At 73.0% G+C, this 25,584-nt stretch carries 25 protein-coding genes and 1 tRNA gene; 15 read left to right on the forward strand and 11 right to left on the reverse strand.

What is annotated here, in order from left to right; genetic code table 11:
• Positions 1-173: 173 nt before the first annotated feature.
• Positions 174-713: an O-acetyl-ADP-ribose deacetylase gene (locus ACIOFR_RS14080; RefSeq protein ID WP_400996192.1), complete on the forward strand. Its 540-nt coding sequence runs from the start codon at positions 174-176 to the stop codon at positions 711-713.
• 259 nt (positions 714-972) lie between these two features.
• Here the strand turns inward: ACIOFR_RS14080 and ACIOFR_RS14085 are convergent, their stop codons facing one another.
• Complete coding sequence (locus ACIOFR_RS14085) at positions 973-1,797, reverse strand: class I SAM-dependent methyltransferase (RefSeq protein ID WP_400996195.1); 825 nt, start codon at positions 1,795-1,797, stop codon at positions 973-975.
• Positions 1,798-2,202: 405 nt separating this feature from the next.
• On the opposite strand from ACIOFR_RS14085, the gene mshA reads away from it, so the two are divergent.
• Together mshA and ACIOFR_RS14095 are read left to right on the forward strand one after the other, a co-directional pair.
• Positions 2,203-3,600, forward strand: coding sequence for a D-inositol-3-phosphate glycosyltransferase (gene mshA / locus ACIOFR_RS14090; protein WP_400996196.1), 1,398 nt, complete (start codon positions 2,203-2,205; stop codon positions 3,598-3,600).
• 142 nt (positions 3,601-3,742) lie between these two features.
• On the forward strand, positions 3,743-4,273 hold the full coding sequence (locus tag ACIOFR_RS14095) for a YbjN domain-containing protein (protein ID WP_400996199.1): 531 nt from the start codon (positions 3,743-3,745) through the stop codon (positions 4,271-4,273).
• A 24-nt stretch (positions 4,274-4,297) separates the two neighbouring features.
• Here ACIOFR_RS14095 and ACIOFR_RS14100 read toward each other — a convergent pair whose 3' ends face one another.
• Positions 4,298-5,623 (reverse strand): MDR family MFS transporter, encoded by a 1,326-nt coding sequence (locus ACIOFR_RS14100; RefSeq protein WP_400996202.1) that lies wholly within the window; start codon positions 5,621-5,623, stop codon positions 4,298-4,300.
• Positions 5,624-5,780: 157 nt separating this feature from the next.
• On the opposite strand from ACIOFR_RS14100, the gene ACIOFR_RS14105 reads away from it, so the two are divergent.
• Positions 5,781-6,539, forward strand: a complete 759-nt coding sequence (locus ACIOFR_RS14105) for a phosphoglyceromutase (RefSeq protein ID WP_400996204.1) — start codon at positions 5,781-5,783, stop codon at positions 6,537-6,539.
• 185 nt (positions 6,540-6,724) lie between these two features.
• Here the strand turns inward: ACIOFR_RS14105 and ACIOFR_RS14110 are convergent, their stop codons facing one another.
• Positions 6,725-6,901 (reverse strand): hypothetical protein, encoded by a 177-nt coding sequence (locus tag ACIOFR_RS14110; protein WP_400996207.1) that lies wholly within the window; start codon positions 6,899-6,901, stop codon positions 6,725-6,727.
• Between the two features lie 166 nt (positions 6,902-7,067).
• A complete protein-coding gene (phoU, locus tag ACIOFR_RS14115) occupies positions 7,068-7,751 on the reverse strand; it encodes a phosphate signaling complex protein PhoU (protein WP_400996208.1) in 684 nt (227 codons plus the stop codon).
• A 312-nt stretch (positions 7,752-8,063) separates the two neighbouring features.
• Between phoU and ACIOFR_RS14120 the strand changes: the two genes are divergently transcribed.
• Positions 8,064-9,347 carry a sensor histidine kinase gene (locus ACIOFR_RS14120; RefSeq protein ID WP_400996210.1) on the forward strand — a complete coding sequence of 428 codons (1,284 nt, stop codon included), beginning with the start codon at positions 8,064-8,066 and terminating at the stop codon, positions 9,345-9,347.
• Positions 9,344-10,039, forward strand: coding sequence for a response regulator transcription factor (locus tag ACIOFR_RS14125; RefSeq protein WP_033825386.1), 696 nt, complete (start codon positions 9,344-9,346; stop codon positions 10,037-10,039). Before ACIOFR_RS14120 ends, ACIOFR_RS14125 begins: the two co-directional genes overlap by 4 nt.
• Positions 10,040-10,121: 82 nt before the next feature.
• On the opposite strand, the gene ACIOFR_RS14130 is transcribed toward ACIOFR_RS14125, so the two are convergent.
• Positions 10,122-10,832 carry a DUF461 domain-containing protein gene (locus tag ACIOFR_RS14130; protein WP_400996211.1) on the reverse strand — a complete coding sequence of 237 codons (711 nt, stop codon included), beginning with the start codon at positions 10,830-10,832 and terminating at the stop codon, positions 10,122-10,124.
• Positions 10,833-11,342: 510 nt separating this feature from the next.
• Here ACIOFR_RS14130 and ACIOFR_RS14135 point away from each other — a divergent pair.
• The 7 genes from ACIOFR_RS14135 (at position 11,343) to ACIOFR_RS14165 (ending at position 18,376) form a co-directional block, all read left to right on the forward strand.
• Positions 11,343-11,825: a CarD family transcriptional regulator gene (locus ACIOFR_RS14135; protein WP_014136563.1), complete on the forward strand. Its 483-nt coding sequence runs from the start codon at positions 11,343-11,345 to the stop codon at positions 11,823-11,825.
• Between the two features lie 187 nt (positions 11,826-12,012).
• A complete protein-coding gene (gene ispD / locus ACIOFR_RS14140; RefSeq protein ID WP_400996417.1) occupies positions 12,013-12,795 on the forward strand; it encodes a 2-C-methyl-D-erythritol 4-phosphate cytidylyltransferase in 783 nt (260 codons plus the stop codon).
• Positions 12,785-13,285, forward strand: a complete 501-nt coding sequence (gene ispF, locus ACIOFR_RS14145) for a 2-C-methyl-D-erythritol 2,4-cyclodiphosphate synthase (protein WP_400996213.1) — start codon at positions 12,785-12,787, stop codon at positions 13,283-13,285. The genes ispD and ispF overlap by 11 nt, the downstream gene beginning before the upstream one ends.
• A gap of 121 nt (positions 13,286-13,406) precedes the next feature.
• Positions 13,407-13,799, forward strand: coding sequence for a PPOX class F420-dependent oxidoreductase (locus tag ACIOFR_RS14150; RefSeq protein WP_400996215.1), 393 nt, complete (start codon positions 13,407-13,409; stop codon positions 13,797-13,799).
• 281 nt (positions 13,800-14,080) lie between these two features.
• Positions 14,081-15,475, forward strand: coding sequence for a cysteine--tRNA ligase (cysS, locus tag ACIOFR_RS14155; RefSeq protein ID WP_400996218.1), 1,395 nt, complete (start codon positions 14,081-14,083; stop codon positions 15,473-15,475).
• Positions 15,476-15,559: 84 nt separating this feature from the next.
• Entirely contained in the window at positions 15,560-16,555 is a 996-nt protein-coding gene (gene rlmB / locus ACIOFR_RS14160; RefSeq protein ID WP_400996220.1) for a 23S rRNA (guanosine(2251)-2'-O)-methyltransferase RlmB, read from the forward strand.
• A 186-nt stretch (positions 16,556-16,741) separates the two neighbouring features.
• Entirely contained in the window at positions 16,742-18,376 is a 1,635-nt protein-coding gene (locus ACIOFR_RS14165) for a DoxX family protein (RefSeq protein WP_400996222.1), read from the forward strand.
• 120 nt (positions 18,377-18,496) lie between these two features.
• Here the strand turns inward: ACIOFR_RS14165 and ACIOFR_RS14170 are convergent, their stop codons facing one another.
• From ACIOFR_RS14170 to ACIOFR_RS14180, 3 genes are all read right to left on the reverse strand, one after another.
• Positions 18,497-19,249 carry an NDP-sugar synthase gene (locus ACIOFR_RS14170; RefSeq protein WP_400996224.1) on the reverse strand — a complete coding sequence of 251 codons (753 nt, stop codon included), beginning with the start codon at positions 19,247-19,249 and terminating at the stop codon, positions 18,497-18,499.
• A 134-nt stretch (positions 19,250-19,383) separates the two neighbouring features.
• Positions 19,384-19,821 (reverse strand): hypothetical protein, encoded by a 438-nt coding sequence (locus ACIOFR_RS14175; RefSeq protein WP_400996226.1) that lies wholly within the window; start codon positions 19,819-19,821, stop codon positions 19,384-19,386.
• A 257-nt stretch (positions 19,822-20,078) separates the two neighbouring features.
• Positions 20,079-21,170, reverse strand: a complete 1,092-nt coding sequence (locus ACIOFR_RS14180) for an ABC transporter ATP-binding protein (RefSeq protein ID WP_400996228.1) — start codon at positions 21,168-21,170, stop codon at positions 20,079-20,081.
• Positions 21,171-21,464: 294 nt separating this feature from the next.
• Here ACIOFR_RS14180 and ACIOFR_RS14185 point away from each other — a divergent pair.
• A tRNA-Thr gene (locus ACIOFR_RS14185) sits at positions 21,465-21,538 on the forward strand.
• A 90-nt stretch (positions 21,539-21,628) separates the two neighbouring features.
• Here the strand turns inward: ACIOFR_RS14185 and ACIOFR_RS14190 are convergent.
• Both ACIOFR_RS14190 and ACIOFR_RS14195 read right to left on the reverse strand, forming a co-directional pair.
• A complete protein-coding gene (locus ACIOFR_RS14190; protein ID WP_400996230.1) occupies positions 21,629-22,246 on the reverse strand; it encodes an SMI1/KNR4 family protein in 618 nt (205 codons plus the stop codon).
• 71 nt (positions 22,247-22,317) lie between these two features.
• The gene (locus ACIOFR_RS14195; RefSeq protein WP_400996233.1) at positions 22,318-24,060 is read right to left on the reverse strand and encodes a histidine decarboxylase; all 1,743 of its coding nucleotides are present in this window, start codon (positions 24,058-24,060) and stop codon (positions 22,318-22,320) included.
• Positions 24,061-24,246: 186 nt separating this feature from the next.
• Between ACIOFR_RS14195 and ACIOFR_RS14200 the strand changes: the two genes are divergently transcribed.
• Positions 24,247-24,738, forward strand: a complete 492-nt coding sequence (locus tag ACIOFR_RS14200) for an Lrp/AsnC family transcriptional regulator (protein WP_400996236.1) — start codon at positions 24,247-24,249, stop codon at positions 24,736-24,738.
• Positions 24,739-24,753: 15 nt separating this feature from the next.
• Here ACIOFR_RS14200 and ACIOFR_RS14205 read toward each other — a convergent pair whose 3' ends face one another.
• Positions 24,754-25,581 (reverse strand): LysR substrate-binding domain-containing protein, encoded by an 828-nt coding sequence (locus ACIOFR_RS14205; RefSeq protein ID WP_400996238.1) that lies wholly within the window; start codon positions 25,579-25,581, stop codon positions 24,754-24,756.
• Between the last annotated feature and the right edge of the window lie 3 nt (positions 25,582-25,584).

Here is a 25,584-nt window from a genome sequence, read left to right on the forward strand (position 1 = left end):
CGTGCGCAGTGCCCGCCTGGCACCGCCGGTCGGGGAGCTTCTCGCGACCATAACGTGATCTCCGGGGATTTCTCTGACCGAGCGCCGACGCTGTGGTTATTGCCACGCTCTGGAGTGGTGTCGGGGGATACCGTGTGGGCCCGGGGGCCGGGGCTGAGGGAAGGTCTGGTCGGGTGGTGCGCATCACGCTGGTGCAGGGTGACATCACGGAGCAGCAGGTGGACGTGGTCGTCAACGCGGCCAACTCCTCCCTGCTGGGCGGCGGGGGAGTGGACGGGGCGATCCACCGCAAGGGCGGACCGGAGATCCTGGCCGAGTGCCGCAAGCTGCGTGACTCGCACTACGGTCGGGGCCTCGACGCCGGCAGGGCCGTGGTGACCGCCGCGGGCCGACTGCCTGCCCGCTGGGTGGTGCACACGGTGGGACCGGTCTACTACCCGGCTGCGTACGAGCAGCGGGCCGAGCTGCTGGCCTCCTGCTATCGGGAGTCGCTGCGGCTGGCAGCGGAACTGGGCGCGCGGACGGTGGCCTTCCCGGCGATCTCGACCGGGGTGTACCGGTGGCCGATGGAGGACGCGGCGCGGATCGCCCTCGCAGCGGTGACCGAGTGTGCGGAGGCTGCGGGGGAGGCCGGGCCGGCCGAGGTGCGGTTCGTGCTCTTCGGTGCGGAGGCGTACGAGGTCTTCGAGCGGGTGCGGCGGGAATCGCTGTGAAGCGGCGGGATGTGGTGGTGAGCGGCGGGATGCGGCGCGGGGGGTCGTGCGGAAGCGGAGCAGCGTGAGTGCGGCATGAGTCGGTAGCAGCAGAGGAGCCGGACGCGGCCGACGGTGACTCGACCTCCGGTGCGGCGGGCTCTTGCGACTGCCCCCATGGTGGCGTGACGGACCGTCAACACGCCAGAGGAATTCGATAACTCGTTCGAGTGAATCGAGGCCCCGGCACTGCGGCGCCCAGGCACTGCGGCGCCCCGCGCTACGGCGCCAGCGCCGACCACTCCACCGTGACCTCGCCCTGCCGCCAGCGTCCCCGGGCGTCGACCAGCGGCCAGTTGCCGGCCAGCGACCGGCACGCCGCCACCCACCGCTGCCGCGCGCCGAACGCGCCGTACGGTGCCGCGGCCGCCCAGGCCCGGTCGAAGTCCGTGAGGAAGGCGTGCACGGGCCGCCCCGGCACGTTGTGGTGGATCAGCGCCTTGGGGAGCCGTTCGGCGAGGTCGGACGGGTGCTCCAGGGTGGCCAGCCGGGCCGCGAAGGTCACCGTCCTGGGGCCTTCGGGGCCGAGCGCCACCCAGACGTGCCGCCGCCCGATCTCGTCGCAGGTGCCCTCGACCAGAAGCCCGTCCGGCGTGAGCCGCCCGCACAGCCGTTCCCACACGGCGGCCACCTCGCGCTCCTCGTACTGCCGCAGCACGTTGGCGGCCCTGATCAGCTCCGCGGAGCCGCCGTCCAGCGGCACCTCGAAGCCGCCGCGCTGGAAGGTGAGCAGCGGGGGCGCGGCGTACGGGAGCGCCGCGGCCACGCGTTCGGGCTCGATCTCGATGCCGACCACGCGGGCGTCGGGGCGGACCGCCCGGAGCCGTGCGGACAGTTCGACGGCCGTCCAGGGGGCGGCGCCGTAGCCGAGGTCGACGGCGACCGGCGGCCGGTCGGCCGCGCGGAGCGTCCGGCCGAGGGTGTGGGCGATCCAGCGGTCCATGCGGCGGAGCCGGTTGGTGTTGGTGGTGCCGCGGGTGACCGTCCCGACCGGGCGGGCGGAGCGTGCCCCGCGGGCGGCGGGCGAGTCGGACGAGGCGGCCATCCCCGCAGCCTACGCGGCGCCCGCCTGCCCCCGTGCCCCGCCCGGACACCCCTTCCGCCCGCCTCCGCGCCCCGCAGGCGTCGACCGCGCCCCCGCGAGTCACCGGCCGTCCGGCGGCACCCCGCCGGACACCCACCCGCCCCCGGATCCATGGCCGCGCCCCGCCTCGGCCTGCCAATCCCCCGCACAGCCCCGCGGTGCCCTGTGAAGGCCCGAGCGATCTCGGCGCCCCGAACGGGAATAGCCGTCACCGACGCCACGGTTGTCACCCTCGACGTGTGCCCGCCCGGAGCCACCGGCCCCGGGCGTTCGCGTGCGACGGACCGTGCAACGGAGCGCGGCCGCCGCTCACCGGCATGCGCACCAGCCAGTACCGACCGGGGAGCACGAGGAGGCATCAGCCAGGTGACCCAGCACCCCGCACGGGCCGCGGCCCGACGCGACAGGCTCACGCTGCCGTCGACCCGAGGCCGGCTCCAGTCGCTGGTGGGCGGCCGAGGCCGCCGCCCCCGGCGGATCGCGATGCTCAGCGTGCACACCTCCCCGCTGCACCAGCCCGGCACCGGCGACGCGGGCGGTATGAACGTCTACATCGTCGAGCTCGCCAAGCGCCTCGCCGAGCTGAACATCGAGGTCGAGGTGTTCACCCGGGCGGTCAGCTCCGATGACGCGCCCACCGTCCAGCTCGCTCCCGGCGTGCTGGTCCGGCACGTCACGGCGGGCCCGTATGAGGGCCTGATCAAGGAGGACCTGCCCGCGCAGCTGTGCGCCTTCACCCACGGCGTGCTGCGCACCGAGGCCGGCCACCGCCCGGGGCACTACGACCTGGTCCACTCGCACTACTGGTTGTCCGGGCAGGTCGGCTGGCTGGCCGCCGAGCGCTGGGGCGTGCCGCTGGTGCACACCATGCACACCATGGCGAAGGTGAAGAACGCGGCGCTCGCCGAGGGCGACACCCCGGAGCCACCGGCCCGGGTGATCGGCGAGACGCAGGTGGTCGAGGCCGCCGACCGGCTGATCGCCAACACGGCCGAGGAGGCCGCCGAGCTGTCCCACCACTACGGTGCCCGCCCGTCCCAGCTCGCCGTCGTCCACCCCGGCGTCAACCTGGACGTGTTCCGGCCCGCCGGCTCCGGCCCGGCGCCCGGCGTCCGGGGCCGGGCCGAGGCCAGGGCGGCCCTGGGACTGCCGCAGGACGCCTCGGTGCTGCTGTTCGCCGGCCGGATACAGCCGCTGAAGGCGCCCGACGTGCTGCTGCGCGCGGTCGGCGTCCTGCTGGAGCGCGAGCCGCAGCTGCGCGAGCGGCTGGTGGTGCCGGTCGTCGGCGGCCCCTCGGGCACGGGTCTGGCGCGTCCGGAGAGCCTGCACAAGCTCGCCGCCCAGCTCGGCATCTCGGACGTGGTCCGGTTCTGTCCGCCGGTCGGCCAGGCGCAGCTCGCGGACTGGTACCGCGCGGCCACCGCGCTGGTGATGCCCTCCTACAGCGAGTCCTTCGGCCTGGTCGCGCTGGAGGCGCAGGCCTGCGGCACCCCGGTGGTGGCGGCGGCCGTCGGCGGCCTCCCGGTCGCCGTCCGGGATGGTGTCACCGGCACGCTGGTGGACGGCCACGACCCGCAGGACTGGGCCCGGGCCCTGCGTCCGTACGTCACGGAGCCCGAGCTGACGGCCCGGCAGGGGCAGGCCGCGGCCCGTCACGCGGCCGGCTTCGGCTGGGGTGCGGCCGCCGCGGGCACGGCCGAGGTGTACGCGGGCGCGCTGGCCCGTCCGGACGTCCGCACCGGTGGGCGGCTGCGTTTCGCCTAGCCGTGAGCCCCACACCGTGAGCCCCACACCGTGAGCTGTGAGCCAGGAGCCGGGAGCCGGGAGCCAGGAGCCGGGAGCCGTGAGCCGGGCCCGCGCCGGGTCCGGCTGCGCACCACCTCTACCGCCGAGTAACGTCAGTCCCATGGCAATCCGCACCAAGGACGAGTCGCTCACCCTCCTGCGCACCGCGCTCGACGAGGCCGGCGTGGCCTGGGAACCGGCCGTCACCGACCCGTACACGCTGGTGGCCACCCTCCCGGGCAACCGGAAGCTGTCCACCACCTGTGCGCTGCGGGTCGGTGACCACACGCTGTCGGTCAACGCCTTCGTGGTCCGCCGACCCGACGAGAACCACGAGGCCGTCTACCGGTGGCTGCTGGAGCGCAACGCCCGGCTGTACGGCGTGGCGTACGGGGTCGACGCGCTCGGCGACGTCTACCTGACCGGCCGGCTGCCGCTGGAGGCGCTGACGCCGGACGCGGTGGACCGCCTGCTCGGCACCGTCCTGCAGAACGCCGACGAGCCCTTCAACACGCTGCTGGAACTCGGCTTCGCGACGGCGATCCGGCGCGAGTGGGAGTGGCGCACCAAGCGCGGCGAGTCCACCCGCAACCTGGAGGCCTTCGCGCACCTGGCGGCCCCGCCGCGGGCCGCCGACGCCGCCTCGGAGTGACCCGGGCCGTGCCGCCGGCCGCGATCAGGGCGCGGCCGGCGCCACCGCGTCCGTGCTCTCCACGACCGTCGCCGTCACAGCCGTCACAGCCGTCACAGCCGGCACCGTCGTCGCCGCCGGCTCCGCCTCCGCCGCGGGCGGCCGTCCGACCAGCAGGAACGCGGCCGCCGCGACCGTCCCGCACACGCCGCAGGCCGTCCAGACCACCGTGCTGCCCGCGTGGTCGAGCAGGTAGCCGCCGGCCGCCGGCCCCAGGAAGGAGGCCAGCGACCAGGACAGCGAGTGGACGCCCTGGTAGCGCCCGCGGGCCCGGGCCGGCGAGAGCTCGGAGACCAGACCCATCATGGTCGGCGCGGCCACGATCTCGCCGATCGTCCAGACCGCCACGGTGAAGGCGAAGAAGCCCGCGGACGAGCCGGCCAGGGCGGTCAGTCCGAAGCCCCAGCCGGTCAGCAGCGCGCTCACGACCAGTAGCGCCGTCCGGTCGCGGCCCTCCATCAGCCGCCCCACCGGCAGCTGGAGCAGCACGATCAGCAGCCCGTTCAGGCCGATGACCAGTCCGTACTGGGTGGTCGAGATGCCGGCCCGGCCCATGTCGACGGCCAGGGTGGTGGAGCCCTGCTGGACGACCAGGGCGAGCAGCAGGTTGACCCCGACCAGCGCCATGAACCGGCCGTCCCGGAACACCGTGCCCAGCCCCACCCGCGGTTCGGCCCGGTCGGTGTGCCCGGCCCCGCTCCCGTCGCCGGTCTCCGGCCGGGTCTCGGGAACGCGGACGAACACCACCGCGGCGCACAGCAGCGTGGAGAGCGCGTCCAGCAGGAAGAGCGTGAGGTAGCCGTGGGTGGCGATCAGCCCGGCGACCGCCGCGGAGACGCCGAAGCCGATGTTGATCGCCCAGTAGTTCAGCGCGTACGCCCGCACCCGGTCCCCGGGCGGCACCAGGTCGGCGATCATCGCCGCGATGGCGGGCCGTGAGGCGTTTGCGGCCAGGCCGACCAGGAACGCGACCACGGCGATGGTCACCGGCCCGTCGGCGAAGCCGAGCGCCGCCGTGCAGGCCGCGGTCGTGACCTGCGCCGCGACCAGGGTCGGGCGCCGCCCGAGCCGGTCCGCGAGGACGCCGCCGCCGAGCGAGGAGATCGCCGAGCCGAGCCCGAACAGGCCCGCCACCAGGCCCGCGTACGAGGCGGGGTAGCCGCACTCGACGGTCAGGTAGAGCGCCAGGTAGGTGACCACGAACCCGCCGAGCCGGTTCACCAGAGTGGAGACCCACAACCACCAGAAGGCGGGGGGCAGACCGCCCACGGCTTCCGCGAGGGTGGCGCGCAGGCGGCGGGGTGCGGGCAACGGGTACTCCAGGTCGGCAGGCTGCCGACCTGGCGGAACACGGTGAACCGCTCAGCGGGCAGAGGACGTTCAGTAAGTGGCTCTGATGGCAGGCACACATTACCCAGAGGCCCTCCGGGCCGACCAGCCGTTTTCGGCCTCCACTAAGCTGTGGGCCATGGCTGACACGACCTACCGACTGATCCTGCTCCGCCACGGCGAGAGCCAGTGGAACCAGAAGAACCTCTTCACCGGCTGGGTCGACGTCGACCTCAACGAGAAGGGTGAGAAGGAGGCCGCGCGCGGCGGCGAGCTGCTCACCGCCGAGGGCTACTTCCCGGACGTGGTCCACACGTCCCTGCTCCGGCGTGCCATCCGCACCTCGCAGATCGCCCTGGACAAGGCCGACCGGCACTGGATCCCGGTCCGCCGCAGCTGGCGCCTGAACGAGCGCCACTACGGCGCGCTGCAGGGCAAGGACAAGGCCCAGACCCTGGCCGAGTTCGGCGAGGAGCAGTTCCAGCTCTGGCGCCGCTCGTACGACACCCCGCCGCCGGTGCTCGCCGACGACAACGAGTACTCGCAGGCCGGTGACGCCCGCTACGCCGACATCCCGAGCGAGCTGCGCCCGCGCACCGAGTGCCTCAAGGACGTCGTCGAGCGGATGCTGCCCTACTGGTACGACGCGATCGTGCCGGACCTGGCCGCGGGCAAGACCGTCCTGGTCACCGCGCACGGCAACAGCATGCGCGCGCTGGTCAAGCACCTGGACGGCGTCTCGGACGAGGCCATCGCCGGCCTGAACATCCCGACCGGCATCCCGCTCGCCTACGAGCTGGACGCCGACTTCAAGCCGGTCACCCCCGGCGGCCGCTACCTCGACCCGGAGGCCGCCGCGGCCGCCATCGAGGCGGTCAAGAACCAGGGCAAGAAGTAGGGCAAGAAGTAGCCCTCGGAACAGGTCCGCTGGCAGGCGAAGAAACGATCAGGCCCCCCACCGGCGCGCATCCCGCCGGTGGGGGGCTTCGTCGTGCTCGGGCCGACGCCGACGCCGGGCCGGCTCGTCCTCGGGCCCACGTCGGTCGGCTGCTCGTGCCCGGGCCGCCGTCGGCCCGGCCGGGATCAGTGGCCGCAGCACCCGCCGCTGACGCCGCCGCACTGGCAGGGGGCGCCGGACTGGCAGCCGCAGCCGCAGCCCGGGCCGCAGCCGCAGCCGGCCGCGAGGACGGGCAGCAGACCGGCGACGGGCGGCTCGGTGGCGCTCTTGGGCGGAGTGGTCGGGGTGGCGGTTGCCTTCATGGCGCTGGAGCCCTCCTCGTCAGGGCACGTGGCACGTGCCTGCCCTCCGAGTGAACCCGCGGCGGGTCGGAGCGTCAACGGGCGCATGGAAGTGGGGGCGCACCCATCATGTGCGCCCCCACCCGAGTCCCGCCCGAGTCCCGGCCGAGCCTCGCCCGTCGGCCGGTCAGTCGGCCTGGGCGGCCGCCTCGGAAGCCGCGACGAACTCGGTGACGTGCTCACCGGTCACCAGGAACACCACGCGCTTGGCCACCGACACCGCGTGGTCGGCGAACCGCTCGTAGTACCGGCCGACCAGGGTGACGTCCACGGCCGTCTCGATGCCGTGCTGCCAGCGGTCGTCCAGCAGGTGCGAGAAGAGCTCGCGGTGCAGGGCGTCGATCGCGTCGTCGTCCCGCTCCAGCTCCAGCGCCTTGTCGACGTCCTTGGTGGCGATGACCTGGCCGGCCTTGGCGACCAGGCGCTGCGCCAGCTGACCCATCTCCAGCACGATCGGGTGCAGGTCGGCCGGTACCGCGGTCTCGGGGTAGCGCAGCCGGGCGACCTTGGCGACGTGACGGGCGAGGTCGCCGCAGCGCTCCAGGTCGGCGCTCATCCGCAGCGAGGTGACCACGATCCGCAGGTCGGTGGCGACCGGCTGCTGGCGGGCCAGCAGGTCGATGGCCCGGTTCTCCAGTTCGTGGTGCAGACCGTTGACCTTGTCGTCCGCGGCGATCACGCTCTCCGCCAGGGCCAGGTCCGCGTCGAGCAGCGCCGTGGTGGCCCGGCCCATGGCCGAGCCGACCAGCCGGGCCATCTCGACCAGGCCGTCGCTGATCGAGTCGAGTTCCTCGTGGTACGCGTCGCGCATGCTCTCTCCTCCTGGACGCCGACGCGGGGGTCGATCGGTCCATCAGTAGCTGTGTCGGTGGCGGTGCCGACCGGACGTTCCGGATCACCCGTACCCTCGGATCGGCCCGGAACGGCCGCTGCTGGTGGCGCGAATGGTAGCCGCGTCACCGCCCACACGGGCTTGCATCACCCAGACTGATCCGTTCGGGCGACCTCCCACGGCCGGTCCGGTGAATCGGCGGCAGCTTGAAGGTGAATTCTCGGCAACGTGAGGCCGATGCCTTGATCGCACCCGTACGGGACCCGGCCGGCATGCGCTTACGCTGGCCGTATGGACGTGAATGTGGCCGCCGCCGCAGCCTGCGCCATAGCCGGGCTCGGCGTCGGCCTCACGGCCGCCATCGCCTTCCGTTGGAGTGAGCGCGAGCAGGCGAAGGGCAGCAGGAGCGGCAGGACCAGCAGCAGGACGGGCACCACCGGGCCGCCGGCCCAGGAACCCGCACTACCCCCGGGCGTGGACACCGTGCTCTCGGTGCTCCGCTCCTGCGCCATCGTGCTCGGCGAAGGCGACGAGGTGGTCAAGGCCAGCTCCGCCGCCTACGCGATGGGACTGGTCAGGGGCGGAGCGATGGCCGTCGACCAGATGCTCTCGCTGGCCCGCGCCACCCGCCGGGACGGTGAGATCCGCCAGGTGGAGCTGGAGGTGCCCCGCCCCGGCGCGGCCCGCGCGGCCGAGGCGCTGGCGGTCTCCGTCCGGGTCGCCCCGCTCGGCTCCCGGCTGGTCCTCGTCCTGGTCGAGGACCTCACCGAGCGCCGGCGGATCGAGGCGATCCGCCGGGACTTCGTCGCCAACGTCTCGCACGAGCTGAAGACCCCGGTGGGCGCGCTCTCGCTGCTCTCCGAGGCGGTCGCGGACGCCTCCGACGACCCCGAGGCCGTCCAGCGGTTCGCCGGCCGGATGCAGATCGAGGCGACCCGGCTGGCCAGCCTGGTCCAGGAGATCATCGACCTCTCCCGGGTCCAGGACGACCGGCTGCTCCCCGACCCCGAGCCGGTGCCGGTGGACGAGCTGATCGCCGAGGCGATCGACCGCTGCCGGCAGCCCGCCGCCGCCAAGCAGATCCTGATCGCGGCCGGCGGCATCGGCGACCTCTACCTGGACGGCAACCGCGGCCAGCTGGCCGCGGCCCTCGGCAACCTGGTCGAGAACGCCGTCAACTACAGTCCGCCGCGCACCCGCGTCGCGATCGCCACCCGCCGGATCTCCAGCGCCGCCGCGCTGGGCGAGGCGGACGGCGAGCTGATCGAGATCTCGGTGACCGACCAGGGCATCGGCATCTCGGAGAAGGACCGCGAGCGGATCTTCGAACGCTTCTACCGGGTCGACCCCGCCCGCTCCCGGGCGACCGGGGGAACCGGTCTAGGCCTCTCGATCGTCAAACACGTGGCCGCCTCGCACCGCGGCACCGTGTCGGTCTGGAGCGTCGAGGGCCAGGGTTCGACCTTCACCCTGCGGCTCCCGGCCGGCCAGGCCCCGGACCGCCCGACCTCACCCATCACCCGTTCCGACGCGACCGCGTCGAACCCCCTTCCTGCCCCGGAGGCCCGATCGTGACCCGAGTACTGGTGGTCGAGGACGAGGAGTCGTTCAGCGACGCCCTCTCGTACATGCTCCGCAAGGAGGGCTTCGAGGTGGCCGTGGCCGCCACCGGCCCGGACGCGCTGGAGCAGTTCGAGCGCAACGGCGCCGACCTGGTGCTGCTCGACCTGATGCTCCCCGGCCTGCCCGGCACCGAGGTCTGCCGTCAGCTGAGGGTTCGCTCCAACGTCCCGGTGATCATGGTCACCGCCAAGGACAGCGAGATCGACAAGGTGGTCGGCCTGGAGATAGGGGCCGACGACTACGTGACCAAGCCCTACTCCACCCGCGAGCTGGTCGCCCGGATCCGCGCCGTGCTGCGCCGCCGCGGGGAGGACGGCAACGGCGACGGCGGCGGCGCCACGCCCGGGGCGCTGGAGGCCGGTCCGGTCCGGATGGACGTCGACCGGCACGTGGTGACGGTCGACGGCGCCAAGGTCGACCTCCCGCTGAAGGAGTTCGACCTGCTGGAGATGCTGCTCCGCAACGCCGGCCGGGTGCTCACCCGGATGCAGCTGATCGACCGGGTCTGGGGCGCCGACTACGTCGGTGACACCAAGACCCTGGACGTCCACGTGAAGCGCCTGCGGGCGAAGATCGAGCCCGACCCGGGCGCACCCCGCTACCTGGTCACCGTCCGCGGCCTGGGCTACAAGTTCGAGCCGTAGCCGGGCCGGCGGCCGCCCCGGCCGCGCGCACGCCGAGAGGGCCCCCGCTCAGCAGCGGGGGCCCTCTCGGGCGTCACACGGGTCAGTGACCGGCGGCGGCGCTGCTCGACGCGGTACCGGCCGGCGTACCGGTCGCGGTCGCGGAGCCGGTGGCCGATGCGGAGGCCGAGCCGGACGGCGGGACCGGGGCGGTGGCCGACGCGGAGGCCGAGGCGGACCCGCTGGGGGAGGGGGCCGGCGCCACGGCGGAGGCGGACGGCAGGGCCTCCGCCTTGGGGCCGAAGCCCGCGTAAAGGCCGACGGCCGGCTGGACCGCGGCCTCGGCGCTGACCTCGCCGGGGCCCGCGAAGGCGAAGTTGGTGGTGACGAACCCGCCGGTGGCCAGCTTGGCCGCGGCCACGTGGGCGCCGGGCTGGTCCGGGCCGCCGATCAGCACGGCCCCGCCGGCCGGGATGTCGATCGCGTCGACCGGGGCGCCCTTGGCGTCGGTGAAGGTGGCGGCGACGCCGCCGACGGTGACCGACTTCAGCAGCGTCGGCGCCTGGCCGGTGTTGCTGATGTTCACCGTGACGTTGGCGGGACCGGTGGTGGACTCGCCCGCACCGGCGGCGGACCGCGCCGGGGTCACCACGACGATGTTGTTCAGCCGCAGGTTGTTACCGAGCGAGGTCGCCGCGTTGTCCGGCTTGACCTCCAGGGTGTCCGGCGTGTTCCCGGCGGCACAGGCCGACAGCGGGACGATCGCGGCGAGGACGAGGGCGGCGATGGCGCCGCGTCGAAGGCTCCGGCTCACGGCGGCGACTTCTCCTTGGGTGGGATCACGGTGGATGTGATCACGGATGTGGATCACGGTCTGTGGTCAGCGCTCAGACTACCCACCGCAGTTATCCGGTTCTCACGGGGTGGCCCCGTGTCGCGGGCCGGTCACCGGGAGGCCCCGGTCGGGGCCGGCTCCGGCGCGGGCTCCGCGGGCGGTTCTCCGTCGGGTCGGCGGGCCGGTTCCGGGCCGAGCCCGCGGGGCCGTCCCCGCCGTCGACCGGGGACGTGGCGCAGGTCACTGCCGGGGCGCCGCGCGAGTCGCGGCAAAAACTCAAGATCAAACCACGGTTTCGGGAGTGTTGCCAAGGGTTTCGTCGAGCTCTCGGACCGCCTCCGACCTGCGGGAAGCTCTCCTCGAACACCGGTCGCAGCATGTGATGGGGGTGATTGTCAAGCCCCGAGACCCGCCCTGACCTGCGAAAACGCCCTTCGGGTCGGCAGAAAAGCGTGTTATTCTGGAAAGCCACGGAAGGGGTCCTGTCACATGACGTTCAAGGTTGGCGACACGGTGGTCTACCCCCATCACGGGGCTGCGCTGATCGAGGCCATCGAAACTCGCCAGATCAAAGGTGTGGACAAGACCTACCTGGTGCTGAAGGTGCAGCAGGGAGATCTGACGCTGCGCGTGCCCGCCGAGAACGCAGAGTTCGTCGGTGTGCGTGACGTAGTCGGTCAGGAAGGTCTCGACCGGGTCTTCGAGGTGCTTCGTGCACCGTACACCGAGGAGCCCACGAACTGGTCCCGCCGCTACAAGGCGAACCTCGAGAAGCTCGCCTCGGGCGATGTCATCAAGGTCGCCGAGGTCGTGCGCGACCTGTGGCGCCGCGAGCGCGAGCGCGGCCTGTCGGCCGGCGAGAAGCGGATGCTCGCCAAGGCGCGCCAGATCCTGGTCAGCGAGCTCGCGCTGGCCGAGAACACCAACGAGGACAAGGCGGAGACGCTGCTCGACGAGGTCCTCGCCTCGTAGTCGCAGCACTCTGCATGCCACGGCGCCCGATGCCGGTGTGCCACCCAGGACGCGCAGTCGTCCCCGGTGGTGCAACAGCACCTCGGGCGCTTCGGCATGTCCGCGGACGGCCACCACTGCGGGGGCCATCCACTAACGTGCAGCCGGAAGGGGGTCGTGCCGGGCGCCCGATGCGCACGGCAGGGCCATACCCACTGCGACTGAGGAGCGAAACCTGAACGCCACAGCACAACTCGCGGCGGCGGCGGTCGTCCCCGCCGCGGGCCGGGGCGAACGGCTCGGCCCGGGGGCCCCGAAGGCCCTGCGGGAACTCGGCGGAGTGCCGCTGCTGGTCCACGCCGTACGGGCGCTGGCGCGCAGCCGGGCGGTCGGCCTGGTGGTGGTCGCCGCTCCGCCCGACGGCGTCGCCGAGGTGGTCGCGCTGCTGGACAGCCACGGCCTGGACGGCAAGGACGTCCGGGTGGTCGCCGGCGGCGCGACCCGGCAGGAGTCGGTCCGGCTCGGCCTGGCGGCCATCCCGGCGGAGGTCGGGATCGTGCTGGTGCACGACGCCGCCCGTCCGCTGGTGCCGGTCGAGGTGGTGGACGCGGTGGCCGCGGCCGTCCGGGCCGGGGCCGAGGCCGTGGTGCCGGCCGTCCCGCTGGCCGACACCGTGAAACGGGTGGACCCGCGGGCCGACGGCGGGCCGGAACCGGTGCTGGAGACCCCGGACCGGGCCGCCCTGCGCGCGGTGCAGACTCCGCAGGGCTTCCTGCGCACGACCCTGCACCGCGTGCACGAGAAGGCCCTGGCCGAGGAGGCCGGGGGCGGCCTGCCGCCGGTCACCGACGACGCCGGGCTGGTCGAGCGCTTCGGCGGCCGGGTCGTCGTGGTGCCCGGGCACGAGGAGGCCTTCAAGGTGACCCGTCCGCTGGACCTCGTCCTGGCCGAGGCCGTACTCGCCCGCAGGAGGGCCTCCGATGGCTTCTGAGCCGACCGCCCCCGTCATCCCGCTGGTCGGCATCGGCACCGACGTGCACGCCTTCGAGGCGGGCCGCCCGCTGCGGGTGGCCGGCCTGGACTGGCCGGACTCCGAGTACGGCCTGGCCGGGCACTCGGACGCCGACGTCGCCGCGCACGCCGCCTGCGACGCGCTGTTCTCCGCCGCGGGCCTGGGGGACCTGGGCGCGCACTTCGGCACCGACCGGCCCGAGTGGGCCGGAGCGGCCGGGGTGACCCTGCTGGCCGAGGCGGCGCGGATCGTCCGGGCGGCCGGCTTCGAGATCGGGAACGTGGCGATCCAGGTGGTCGGCGTCCGTCCGAAGATCGGCAAGCGGCGCGCCGAGGCGCAGGCCGTGCTCTCGGCCGCGGTCGGCGCGCCGGTGTCGGTCTCCGGCACCACCACCGACGGGCTGGGCCTGACCGGCCGGGCCGAGGGGCTCGCGGCGCTGGCCACCGCCCTGGTGTACCGGGTGGGTTGACCGGATCCGGTCCCGGTCGGGTGTCCGGCGGTGCGGTCCGGTGCGGGGTGGGTAGCTTGGGCCCGTACCAGTCCGCGCACCGGTCCGGGTGCCGGACCGTCCGTCCCGAGAAGAGGTCCAGATGGCTGCCGCACTGCCCGACCGGCTCAAGGAACTGCTCGACGGCAAGACCTTCGCCGTGGTCGCCACCACCCAGCCCGACGGCAGTCCGCAGTCGTCGGTGGTCTGGGTCCGGCGGGACGGCGACGACGTCCTGTTCTCCACCGTCCAGGGCCGCCGCAAGCACCTCAACATGGTCAGGGACCCGCGGATCAGCCTGGTGGTCAACCCGCCGGACAGCCCCTACACCTACGCCGAGGTGCGCGGCGAGGTCGTGATGACGGCCGAGGGCGGCCGGGAGCTGATCGACGAGCTCTCCCGCAAGTACCGGGGCGAGGACTACGGCTTCGACGGTCCCGACGACGTCCGGGTGGTCGTCCGGCTGGTCCCCCGGAAGGTCGTCGGCAACATCTGACGCGTACCCGTCCCCCGGGGGCGCCGTCGCCGGGATCTCCCGGCAGCGGCGTCCCCGGGCGCGTCCGCGGTGGCCGGCGGGGCGCCGGTGACCCGGTTCACCCGCACTGACCTGCGGATTCGTCGGGGATGCCAGAAGGTCGACAAACCGGTTTGTGTCCGTATCGCTACACACAGCTGCGCCACGTCCCGCAGTGCGGGCACCGCGATCCGGTGCGGAGCCGTCCCCAGCGCGCCGGAAAGGTGGCGGGGCACCCCCCGCGGCCCACTACGCTTGACGCTGTGAGCCTTCGCCTGTACGACACCAGCACCCGCCAGGTACGCGACTTCGTCCCGCTTGTACCGGGCTGTGTCTCCATGTACCTGTGCGGCGCGACCGTCCAGGCTGCCCCGCACATCGGACACATCCGGTCCAACCTCAACTTCGACGTGATGCGCCGTTGGTTCGGTTACCGCGGCTACCAGGTCACGTTCGTGCGCAACGTCACCGACATCGACGACAAGGTGATCGAGAAGGAGCGCCAGCTCGGCACTCCCTGGTGGGAGATCGCCTACACCAACGAGCGCGCCTTCAACGACGGTTACTCGGCGCTCGGCTGCCTGCCGCCGTCGGTGGAGCCGCGGGCCACCGGGCACGTCCCCGAGATGATCGAGATGATGCAGGAGCTCATCGCCCGGGGCCACGCCTACGAGTCCGGCGGCAACGTCTACTTCGCCGTCACCACCTACCCGGACTACCTGGCGCTCTCCAACCAGGAGCTGGAGCACCTCCGCCAGCCGGAGAGCGCGGGCGAGACCGGCAAGCGCGACCCGCGCGACTTCGCCATGTGGAAGCGGGCCAAGGAGGGCGAGCCCAGCTGGGCCACCCCCTGGGGCCGGGGCCGGCCGGGCTGGCACCTGGAGTGCTCGGCGATGGCGCACAAGTACCTGGGCCGGGCCTTCGACATCCACGGCGGCGGGCTGGACCTGATCTTCCCGCACCACGAGAACGAGATCGCCCAGTCCAAGGCGTTCGGCGACGACTTCGCCAACTTCTGGGTGCACAACGCCTGGGTCACCATGGCCGGCGAGAAGATGAGCAAGTCGCTCGGCAACTCGGTGCTGATCTCCGAGATGGTGCAGCGCTGGCGGCCGATCGTGCTCCGCTACTACCTGGCGGGACCGCACTACCGCTCGATGATCGAGTACAGCGAGGAGTCGGTCCGCGAGGCCGAGACCGGCTTCGCCCGGATCGAGGGCTTCATCCAGCGGGTGATCGAGGGCTGCGGCCCGGTCGACGCCGCGCCGGAGGTGCCGCTCTCCTTCGCCGAGGCGATGGACGACGACCTGGGCGTCCCGCAGGCCCTGGCCGTGGTGCACACCGCCGTCCGGCAGGGCAACAGCGCGCTCACCGCGGGGGACAAGGAGAGCGCGGTGGCGCGGCTCGCCGAGGTCCGTGCGATGCTCGGAGTACTGGGTCTGGACCCGCTCGACGAGCAGTGGGCCGGTGCGGACCACGGCGACGACCTCCGCGGGGTGGTCGACTCGCTGGTCCAGCTGGTGCTGGAACAGCGCCAGGCGGCCCGCGCCCGTAAGGACTTCGCCACCTCGGACGCCATCCGGGACCAGCTCGGCAAGGCCGGTCTGGTGATCGAGGACACTCCGTCCGGCTCGCGCTGGACCATCAACAACCAGTAACCCCGTACTCGTCGGGGTGAGGGTGGGCCGCACCGGCGCCGGTGCGGCCCGCCGTATGACGCAGAAGAGACAGGAAGTACAGCCATGGCCGGCAACAGCCAGCGCAGGAACCGCCGCAACCCCACTTCCAAGAAGGGCGCGAGTGTCGGTACCGGCGGCCACAGCCGGAAGGCACTCCAGGGCAAGGGCCCGACGCCGCCCGGTGAGGCCCGCAAGGGTCACCCGAAGCAGCGTGCCGCCAACGCGGCCCTCAAGCGCGAGCGCGACGCCAAGTCCCGGGCCGGCATGCGCCGGGCCGGTGCCGGTGCCCGCGGCGGGCGCGGCGGCGCCGGCGCGGCGGAGCTGGTGGTCGGCCGCAACTCGGTGGTCGAGGCGCTCAAGGGCGGGGTGCCCGCCACCGCGCTCTACGTGATGCAGTTCATCGAGACCGACGACCGGGTCCGCGAGGCCTTCCAGGCCGCCAACGACCGCGGCGTCCCGCTGATGGAGGCCCCGCGCCCGCAGCTGGACCAGATGACCGGTGGCCTCAACCACCAGGGCCTGGTGCTCCAGGTCCCGCCGTACGAGTACGCGCACCCGGACGACCTGCTCGCGGACGCCGCGGACAACGCCGAGCCGGCGCTGATCATGGCCCTGGACGGCGTCACCGACTCGCGCAACCTCGGCGCCGTGGTCCGCTCCGCCGCCGCCTTCGGCGCCCACGGCGTGGTCATCCCCGAGCGCCGCGCGGCCGGCATGACGGCCGGCGCCTGGAAGACCTCCTCCGGCGCCGCCGCCCGGCTGCCCGTCGCCCGCGCGACCAACCTGACCCGCGCGCTGGAGGCCTACCAGAAGGCCGGCCTGATGGTGGTCGGCCTGGCCGCCGACGGCGAGGCCGAGATCGGCGACCTGGAGCTGCTGACCGGTCCCGTGGTGGTCGTCGCCGGCTCCGAGGGCAAGGGCCTGTCCCGCCTGGTCGCGGAGACCTGCGACATCCGGGTGCGGATCCCGATGCCGGGTGCCACCGAGTCGCTGAACGCCGGTGTCGCGGCGGGCATCGTGCTCTACGAGGCCGCCCGGCTGCGGGCCAAGAACGCCTGACCGGCTCGCCCGGCCGGGTCCGGCCGACCGCGCCGATCGCCTCCGCTGACCGTCTCTGACGGCTGTTCGGAACGGAACCGACCGGGTCCTTTCGGGCCCGGTCGGTTTTCTCATGATCACTTCAAATCCCGGCCCGGAATCCACCCGGGAGAGTGTCCTTAGGGGCCGTCACCCGGTTAGAGGGGTGTGGACACCAGAACACCTCGGCGCCCCGGGCAGGGCGGCACGGCAGGAATAGACTCCGGGCCCGCCCTCAACACGGTCAAGGTGCCGTCCGACCCGGCGAAGCTCAGCAGCACCCAGGCCAGCTTCCGGGTCAGGCTGGTCACCCCGGTGGATCCGCTCATCGACGCCCCCGCCGGCGCGGCCTTCGGCGACCCGTACGGCATGCGCAGCGGCGGCAACCCGTACGCCAACCCGTACCGGGCGGCCGGCCTCGGCACCCGGCCCATGGTCACCCCCCAGGTCGTCCTGCCGAGCACCGAGGTGCCGGCGATGGCCGGCATCGGCGGCACCCCCCGGCGCAAGGGACGGGTCACCGCCGTCACCTGGAGCGGCCAGGCCGCCCCCGGCGACCTGGCGGCCACTCAGCTGCTCGACGCCGTCCGGCTCAGCACCGTCCCGGCACCCGCCGGGGAGCTCGCCGTCGACGACACCCAGCAGCTGCCGCCGATCCCGCCGTACGGGCACGCGGTGCCCCGTCAGTCCGGAGCACCCGGCACCACCGGGCACCCCGGCACCGCGGCCGCTCGCCGGCCCGGCAACGCCTCCTGGACCCCGCACGGCGAGCTGCCGGACGTGTCCGCCACCACGGCCGCCGAGGCCAGGCACCTGAGGGAGCCCGGCCGCCGGGTCGACCTCGGGCTGGTCCTGCTGCCGCTGCGCGCGGTACTCGGCTCGCTGTCCGTCTACGCCGGCTTCAGCAAGCTCTGCGACCCGGTGTACTTCGACGGCGGCGACCGCGGCTCGATGATGCGCTGGCTCTCCGCCCTGCACCCGTGGAAGGCCGCCTCCCCGCTGCTGGACTTCGCGATGGCGCACCCGGTCGGCTCGGGCCTCGCGGTGGCGTTCACCGAGATCGTGGTCGGCGTGCTGACCATCCTCGGCCTGTGGCAGCGGCTCGCGGCCGGCCTGGGGATGCTGCTCTCCGCGGCGCTGCTGTTCACCGTCAGCTGGCGGGCGGTCCCGGTCTACGACGCCCCCGACCTGATCTTCCTCGCCGCATGGAGCCCGCTGCTGATCGCCGGCGCCCCGTTCGGCTCACTCGACGGCCGGATCGCCCTGAACGCCTGGCGCCGCTACGGCACCGCGGCACCCGAGGCGCTGCGCCGCCGGGTGCTGCGGCGCGGCGCGGTCGTCACCGCGGTGGTCGTCGGCCTCACCCTGCTGATCGGCTCGATGCTCGGCGCGGCCGTCCGCACCGGCAGGCAGCAGACCCCGGTCAGGCCGCCGACCGACTTCGGCTCGCCGATGTGGCCCGGCAACAGCGCGCCGGCCAAGCCCTCGCCCAGCCCCACCCCGTCCCCCACCCCCTCGCGGCCGGCGAGCTCCCCGCCGCCCGCCTCGCCCTCCCCGGGCAAGAGCAGCGGCAAGGCCAAGCCCTCGCCGAGCACCGGCGGCACCGGCCACGCGCCCACCGGCGCGGCCGGCGGCAGCGGCAGCGGTAACGGCCGCGGCACCTCCGGCAGCGGCTCGGGCGGCTCCTCGCCCAGGAGCACCTCGCCGACCGCGCCCGGCCTGATCGGCGGCGTCCTCGGCAGCGGGCCGGTGGAGCTGCCCAAGCTCGGGCTGGAACGGCAGACGGAGCAGCAGGTGGTCTGACCGACCGGCGCTGACCGGCCGGCCCTGACGGACCGGCCCTGACCGGCCGACAGGCGGAAGGCCCCCTCCGGGACGTGGTCCGGAGGGGGCCTCCTGCCGTGGGGAGCCGGCCGACGGGCCCTACGCGTGGCTGCGGGCCGCGGCCAGCTCCTTGGCGGCCTCGGTGAGGTCCTTGGCGGTGTCGATGGCCCGCCAGTAGCAGCCCTGCGGGAGCTGATAGCCGGCAAGCTGCTTGCTGCGGGCCAGCTGCGGGAAGGTGGTGCGCTCGTGGTCACCGATGTCCGGCAGCAGCTCGCGGAAGCCGGGCGCGAAGACGTACAGGCCCGCGTTGATCAGGAACGGGGAGGGCGGCGCCTCGATGAAGTCCAGCACGTTGCCGAACTGGTCGGTCTCCACCGCGCCCCAGGGGATCCGCGGGCGGGCGAGGGCCAGGGTCGCCATGGCGTCCCGCTCGTGGTGGAAGGCGGCCATCTCGCGCAGGCTGAAGCGGGTCCAGATGTCGCCGTTGGTGGCGAACCAGGGCTGGTCGGGGCGGGGGAGCGCCTGCGAGGCGTACTTCAACCCGCCGCCGCGGCCCAGCGGTTCGGTCTCGACCACGGTGGTGACGTTGAGCGGCAGGTCGGCGTTGTCCAGCCACTCCTGCAGCACCTCGGCGAGGTGGCCGCAGGAGATCACCGCGTCCGTCACGCCCTCCGAGGCCAGCCAGGCGAGCTGGTGGCCGACGATCGGGGTGCCCGTGCCGGGGATCTCGACCAGCGGCTTCGGGCGGTCGTCGGTGTACGGGCGGAGCCGGGAGCCCTGACCGCCGGCCAGGATCACGGCCTGGGTGACGGCGGGGGCGTGCGGGCTGGGGCGGGTTGGTTCTGCGGTCATAGCGGACACAATAGGGTCCGCGCGGCGCGGACCCCACTGCCCGTCGCGGTCCGCCGGAGCGGACTGCGGGTGGTGATCGGTCGGCCCGTTCGGTCGGCCCGTTCGGTCAGCCCCGCTCGGTCAGCCCCGCTCGGTCAGCCCACCACGCCGGAGGCGAACGAGCCGTCGCAGACCGGGCGGGCGAAGGAACGCGCCCGCTGGACGTCGCCCTGGTACTTGCGGACGGCCGCCCGGCCGAGCTCGGCCGACAGCGTGCTGCAGAACGGGGTGAGGGAGGGCTTCTCCCGCATGGTGCGCTCCAGCAGGTCGAGCGCGGTGCCCGGGTTGTGGCTGCGGAGCTCCTCCATCAGGTCGGCGCGCAGCGCGTCCTGGGGGGCCATGCCCTGGGTGCTGGGGGAGGTGGCGGCGCGGCCGATGGTGCCGTCGCCGCTGGACGCCGCGACCACCTGCTGGTCGAGCGCGGTCGGTGGTGCCCACGGAACCCGGGTGACGGCGAGAGTGCCGGTGGTCACCAGGACCACCGGGAGCGTGAGGGCGACGGTCTGGCCGATGCGGCGAACGAGCTGTTTCACGCACAGGAGCGTAGCGGTGGGTGGTGGTACATACGCAGCCCGTTACCCCAATGAGTGACACGTGTCCCGATTCGTTCCACCGTTGTGTTGACGCAAGGGGGCGCGGGTGGACGCCGGTTGGCGGTGCGGGGGTGGGCGGGGGCGGGGAGAACGTCCGAGCCCCGGCCGGAAGGGGATCCGGTCGGGGCTCGGGCGGTGGGCCGGCGGGCTGTTGCGCCGTTGCGCTGGTGGGCCGTTGCGCTGGTGGTGCGGACGGGTCAGGAGCTGAGGCGGGCACCCGTGCTGGTCGAGAAGACGTGCGGCTCGCCGCCGTTCGGGACCACGTTGATGGTCGCGCCCTTGGCCGGGATCTGGCGGCCGTGCACGCGCACGACGATGTCCTTGTCCTCGCCGGCGACCTTGGTGGTGCCGTAGACGAAGCCGTCCGCGCCGAGCTCCTCGACCACGTTGACGGTGACCGCGACGCCCTCGATGCCGCCCGCGGGGACGATCTCGAAGTGCTCCGGGCGGATGCCCACCGTCACGGTCTTGTCGGTGCCGACACCGGCCAGGTCCTCGCGGGAGATGTTGATGACCGAGCCGCCGAACTTCACGCCGCCGTCGACCAGCGGCACCTCGATGAGGTTCATCGCGGGCGAGCCGATGAAGCCGGCCACGAAGAGGTTGGCGGGGCGGTCGTACATGTTGCGCGGGGTGTCGACCTGCTGGAGCAGACCGTCCTTGAGGACCGCGACGCGGTCACCCATCGTCATGGCCTCGGTCTGGTCGTGCGTCACGTAGACCGTGGTGATGCCGAGACGGCGCTGCAGACCGGCGATCTGGGTGCGGGTCGACACGCGGAGCTTGGCGTCCAGGTTGGACAGCGGCTCGTCCATCAGGAAGACCTGCGGCTGGCGGACGATCGCCCGGCCCATCGCGACACGCTGGCGCTGGCCGCCGGAGAGCGCCTTCGGCTTGCGGTCCAGGTAGTCGGTGAGGTCGAGGATCTTCGCCGCCTCCTCGACCTTGGTGCGGATCTCGGCCTTGTTGACGCCGGCGATCTTGAGCGCGAAGCCCATGTTGTCCGCGACGGTCATGTGCGGGTAGAGCGCGTAGTTCTGGAACACCATCGCGATGTCCCGGTCCTTGGGCGGCAGGTGCGTGACGTCGCGGTCACCGATCCGGATGGCGCCGCCGTTGACGTCCTCCAGGCCGGCGAGCATGCGCAGGCTGGTGGACTTGCCGCAGCCGGAGGGGCCGACCAGGACGAGGAACTCGCCGTCCTCGACGTGCAGGTCCAGCGCGTCCACGGCGGGCTTGTTGCCGCCCGGGTAGAGCCGGGTCGCCTTGTCGAACGTGACAGAAGCCATGACTGTGTCTCCTTCACCGGCAGGAACGTGCCGGACGATCCGAGTAAAGGTTGGGTTGTCGCGCCGCCCGCCCGCAGTGGTCTGTACCACTTGTGCGAGTCGGCTCCTCGTGACGGTACCCGTCCGTTCATCCGGTTGTCAGCCCCCACAGGTGGCCGAATTAGGCATCAGTCCGATCACAACCCGGACAGATCACCCGAACCCCCGCCGCACCCGATATCCAGCGGCACCGCCCGGCCCCGTCCCGGTACACTGCCCGTGGTACCGCCGTGGCCCGCCGCGGACGGCTACCGCGCCTCCTTAGCTCAGCTGGCCAGAGCACCGCTCTTGTAAAGCGGGGGTCGTCGGTTCGAACCCGACAGGGGGCTCGTTTCCGGACATACGAGAAGGGCCGGCCCACGAGGATGATCCTCGGAGGCCGGCCCTTCGTCGTTGGTCGGGCAGTGCCCCAGCTGGTGCTACCCCTCTCCGCGGAAGGTCTCGTACTCGTCGTTCATGAGGTCCCAGAAGGAGCGGTAGCGGGTCGCTCCGGGGAGCCAGTGGGCCAGGTACCAGGCTTCCCACTCGCCTTCCGGGGTGACGACGCAGGGGTTGAGCAGGTAGGCGTCGGTCGCGTTCGGCGTGTGGCTGATCTTCAGCATGTGGGGGAGGTACTCCGTCCGGATCGAGGCGCAGTCCTGCCCGTCCCCGTAGACGAAGTACTCCTCGTCCGGGACCGGGAGTTCGGAGCCGGACTCGATCCACGGGCCGATCAGGGCCGGGTCCACGTCGCGGGCCCAGCCGACCTCTGTGGTGCGGAGGAGTCGCTCGATCCAGCTGGTGGTGTCGAGCCACCCGTTGCTGACCTGGAGGAACTGGCGGTAGCTCGGCGGGAGCGTGGCGTCCAGCCGAGCTTCCAGGGCCGCGATGTCCCCGGCAGTGGCGCCTGCTCCGCCCAGCCAGCGGGCAGTACGGACGGCCGCGGGGAAGGGCTCGCGCCGCTCCTGCTCGTGGAGAACCGGGTCGAGCCACTCGACGCTCCAGCGCTGGAGCAGTTCTCGCCAGGGGTGGGCGGGGGAGTCGGCGTCACTGGGCACGGCGTGAGGTTACGGCGCTGCTGTGACACCCGTGCCGGTGCGCGTCGCGGCGACGTATGTCTGACGCCCGATCATCGGGTGGTCACCTGTTGGGTGGTGCCGAGGATGGCGGGGTCCTCGGCCAGGTCGGCGAGGAGGGCGTCCAGCTTGAAGCGGTCGACCGAGGACATCAGGAAGACGTGGACGTAGCTGCGGCGGGTGGACTCGTCGTGGGGGTCGGGCAGGACGTCCTGGCTGGAGAGCGACCACTTGGCGACCAGTGCGGGGCTGGGCTTGCGGAACCGTACGGTGATGGCACCCGGGGTGCGGGCCGGCCAGAGGTCGATGCCGCGTTCCTTCTCCAGGCGGTGGAGTTGCTGCTCCAGGTAGGCGGCCAGGTCCTGGGCCTTGCGGATCCGGTCGACCTGGTCCTGGTAGGAGTGGCGGGAGAGGTGGTCCCAGAGCACCAGCGGGGAGAAGCCGTTGCGCGAGCCGGCGAACGTGGTGTCGGGCGCGCCGATGTACTCCGGCTGGGACGGCGGGGAGATCTGGTACTTGACCTTGGTCATGTAGATGCCGCACGGCCACGGTGCGCCGGGCCACTTGTGGCCGCTCATGGCGATCGAGGACACCATGTCGAGGTCGCCGAACTCGCGGGTGGGCAGGGTGATGCCGAAGTCGAACTCGGGGAGGTCCGTGTCGGGGGTCCAGCCGAACCGCTCCGGCTCCGCGGCGGCCATCCGCAGGAACGGCGCGTACCCGGCACCGAGGGCGCCGTCCACGTGGATCCAGAACCGTCGCCGCAGGTCGACCAGCGGTTCGCCGGTGGCCGGGTCCTTGCCGTACGTCACCGCGCCCTGGATCAGCCGGTGCTCCTCGAAGATCGGCAGCAGGCGCTCGCAGACCCGGCGGACGTCGTCGTGGGCGCCCTTGAAGGTGCTGCCGAGGTTGAGGCTGATGAAGATCGGGTGTCCCTTGGCGGCGAAGAACTCCACCAGGACGGCGAGCGCCTCGACGTCGATCTCGCCGGTGCCGTCCCCGGAGTGGCCGGAGGGGCCGCTGCGGGAGGGCACCTCGACGGGCCATTCGTGGGGCCCCGCACCGGTGCCGGGCAGCGGGCACTCGTCCGGGTACTTCTCCGTCCCCACGGCGTGGAAGGTCTCGACGCCCAGGACGCGGACCGCCTTGGCGAACGAGTAGTGGGTGTCCTCGGAGTAGAACGCCACCGGGCGGCGGGCGTTGGGGTTGTCGGGTTCGAGCGGCGCCTGGACGTAGCGCAGCGCGCCGGTCGGTCCGGCCGGCGGCTGGATCAGCGCCTTGCCGCTCAGGTAGTCCCGGGCGTTCCAGAGCGCGTACATGTTGCCCTCGGTCGACCCCATGGACAGCACGTACCCCCAGTACGACTCCGGGTCGGCCGCGTCGTACGGCCGCTGGGCGTTCCACAGGGCGGCGTAGTAGTCGAGCACCGCGCGTTCGACGACCTTGGTGTTCGGCTTGTAGCCGCCGCTCTGGAACGGGTCGCCGAGGTTGTTGATGTTGTGCTGCATGAACCGGCCGAGGTCGAAGGCGCAGTCGCCCATCTCCTGGGTGGCCTGGTAGCCCAGCAGCGACCGGCGCTTGCGGGTGAGGTACCCGTCCATCACGTCGAGGGCGCGCAGCCGCCGCTCGTTGCCGAGGCCCTCGGCCGGGAGCGCGAAGTCGGCGGCGTCCGGTTCCTCGGCCGGGCCCGCCGGGCCACCGAGCAGGTCGGCCACGTCCAGCGGCGACATGCCGACGTCGAGCCGCTCGGGCCGGTCGTGGCCGGCGGGCACGGTCAGGGTGTCGGTTCGGATCATGGCGCAGCACTCCCGGGTCGCTGGGTCGGACGATCCGCCGGCAGGTCCGGTGGGGTGGCGAGGGCCGATCCGATCGACGGCCAGGATGGAACGTGTGACGCCCACGGGGGAAGCAATCCGAAGAACATTCGGAATCCTGGCGGAAGACCTTGCGAATCATCGGTACGGGGAGGGACCCTGAGCCCCGTGCCGAACATTCCTCAAGCCCGGCGGGCGCCCCTGGACGACGTGGACCGGGCGATCCTGCGCATCCTCGCCGACAACGCCCGCACACCGAACAACGCGCTCGCGGAGGCGGTGGGCATCGCGCCCTCGACCTGTCTGGCGCGGGTGCGGGCGCTGCGCGACGCGGGGGTCATCCGTGCGTTCCGGGCCGAGATCGCCCCGGAGGCGATCGGGCTGCCGCTGCAGGCGATGATCTCGGTCCGGTTGCGGGCGCACACCCGGGAGCAGAACGAGAGCTTCCGCGACTCCGCTCCCGACATGCCCGGTGTGGTGGCGGTGTTCCACATGGCCGGTTCCGACGACTACCTGCTGCACGTCGCGCTGGCCCACCCGGGCGCGCTGCGCGACTTCGTGGTGGACCACCTCACCACCCACCCGGCGGTGGCGCAGACCCGGACCAACCTGATCTTCGAGCAGATCGCCGGCCGCGGGCAGCTGTCGCCCGGCCGCTGAGGGGGCCCGGCAGCCCTAGGCCCGGCGGCGGGGCTTGCCGCGGGCCGGGGCCTTGGGCTTGGCGCCGCCGGAGCCGCCGCGCGCGGTCCGGCCGGACGACCCTCCGGCCGCCTTGCCCCCGCCCGTCCGGCCGCCCGACTTCGCGGCACCGGACTTGGCCGTGCCCGTCTTCGCGCCGCCGGACCGGCCGGCCTCGGGCCGCTTGCGCTGCTTCGGATCGGCCGGCGGCGTCGGCTGGGTGCGGGAGCTGTTGACGGTCCGCCCGCGGACGATGCCGATGAACTGCTCGACCAGGTCGGTGGTCGCGTCCTGCGGCCAGGACAGCGCGATCTGCGACTCCGGGGCGTTCGACACCGGCCGGTAGGTGAGGTCCCGGCGGTGGTGCAGGCGGGCGAGGGACTGCGGCACGACGAGGACGCCGATGCCCGCCGCCACCAGTTCGATCGCGTCGGCCGTCGTGGCCGGGCGCTCGTTCGCGGGGCGTCCCGGCAGCCGTTCCCAGGCGAGGGTGTCGTCGAGGGGGTGCAGGACGAGCTCGTCGGCGAGGTCCTCGGTGGACACCTCGTCGACCGCGGCCACCACATGGTCCTTGGGGACGACGACCACCGTCGTCTCGGTGTACAGGGGGATGGCGCTGAGGTCCGCGCCGTCGACCGGCAGCCGGACGAAGCCCGCGTCGGCGTCGCCGCCGCGCAGTGCGCCGTACGCCTCGGCGGCGGTCACCGCCACGAGGTTCAGCGGGATCCCGGGCAGCCGCTCGTTCCAGATCCGCACCCACTTCGTGGGCGTCACCCCGGGGACGTACGCGAGGCGGAACGAAGGGGATGCATCCGAGCCAGTCACTCC

The sequence above is a fragment of the Kitasatospora sp. NPDC088346 genome (assembly GCF_044740765.1).
Classification (GTDB): Bacteria; Actinomycetota; Actinomycetes; order Streptomycetales; family Streptomycetaceae; genus Kitasatospora.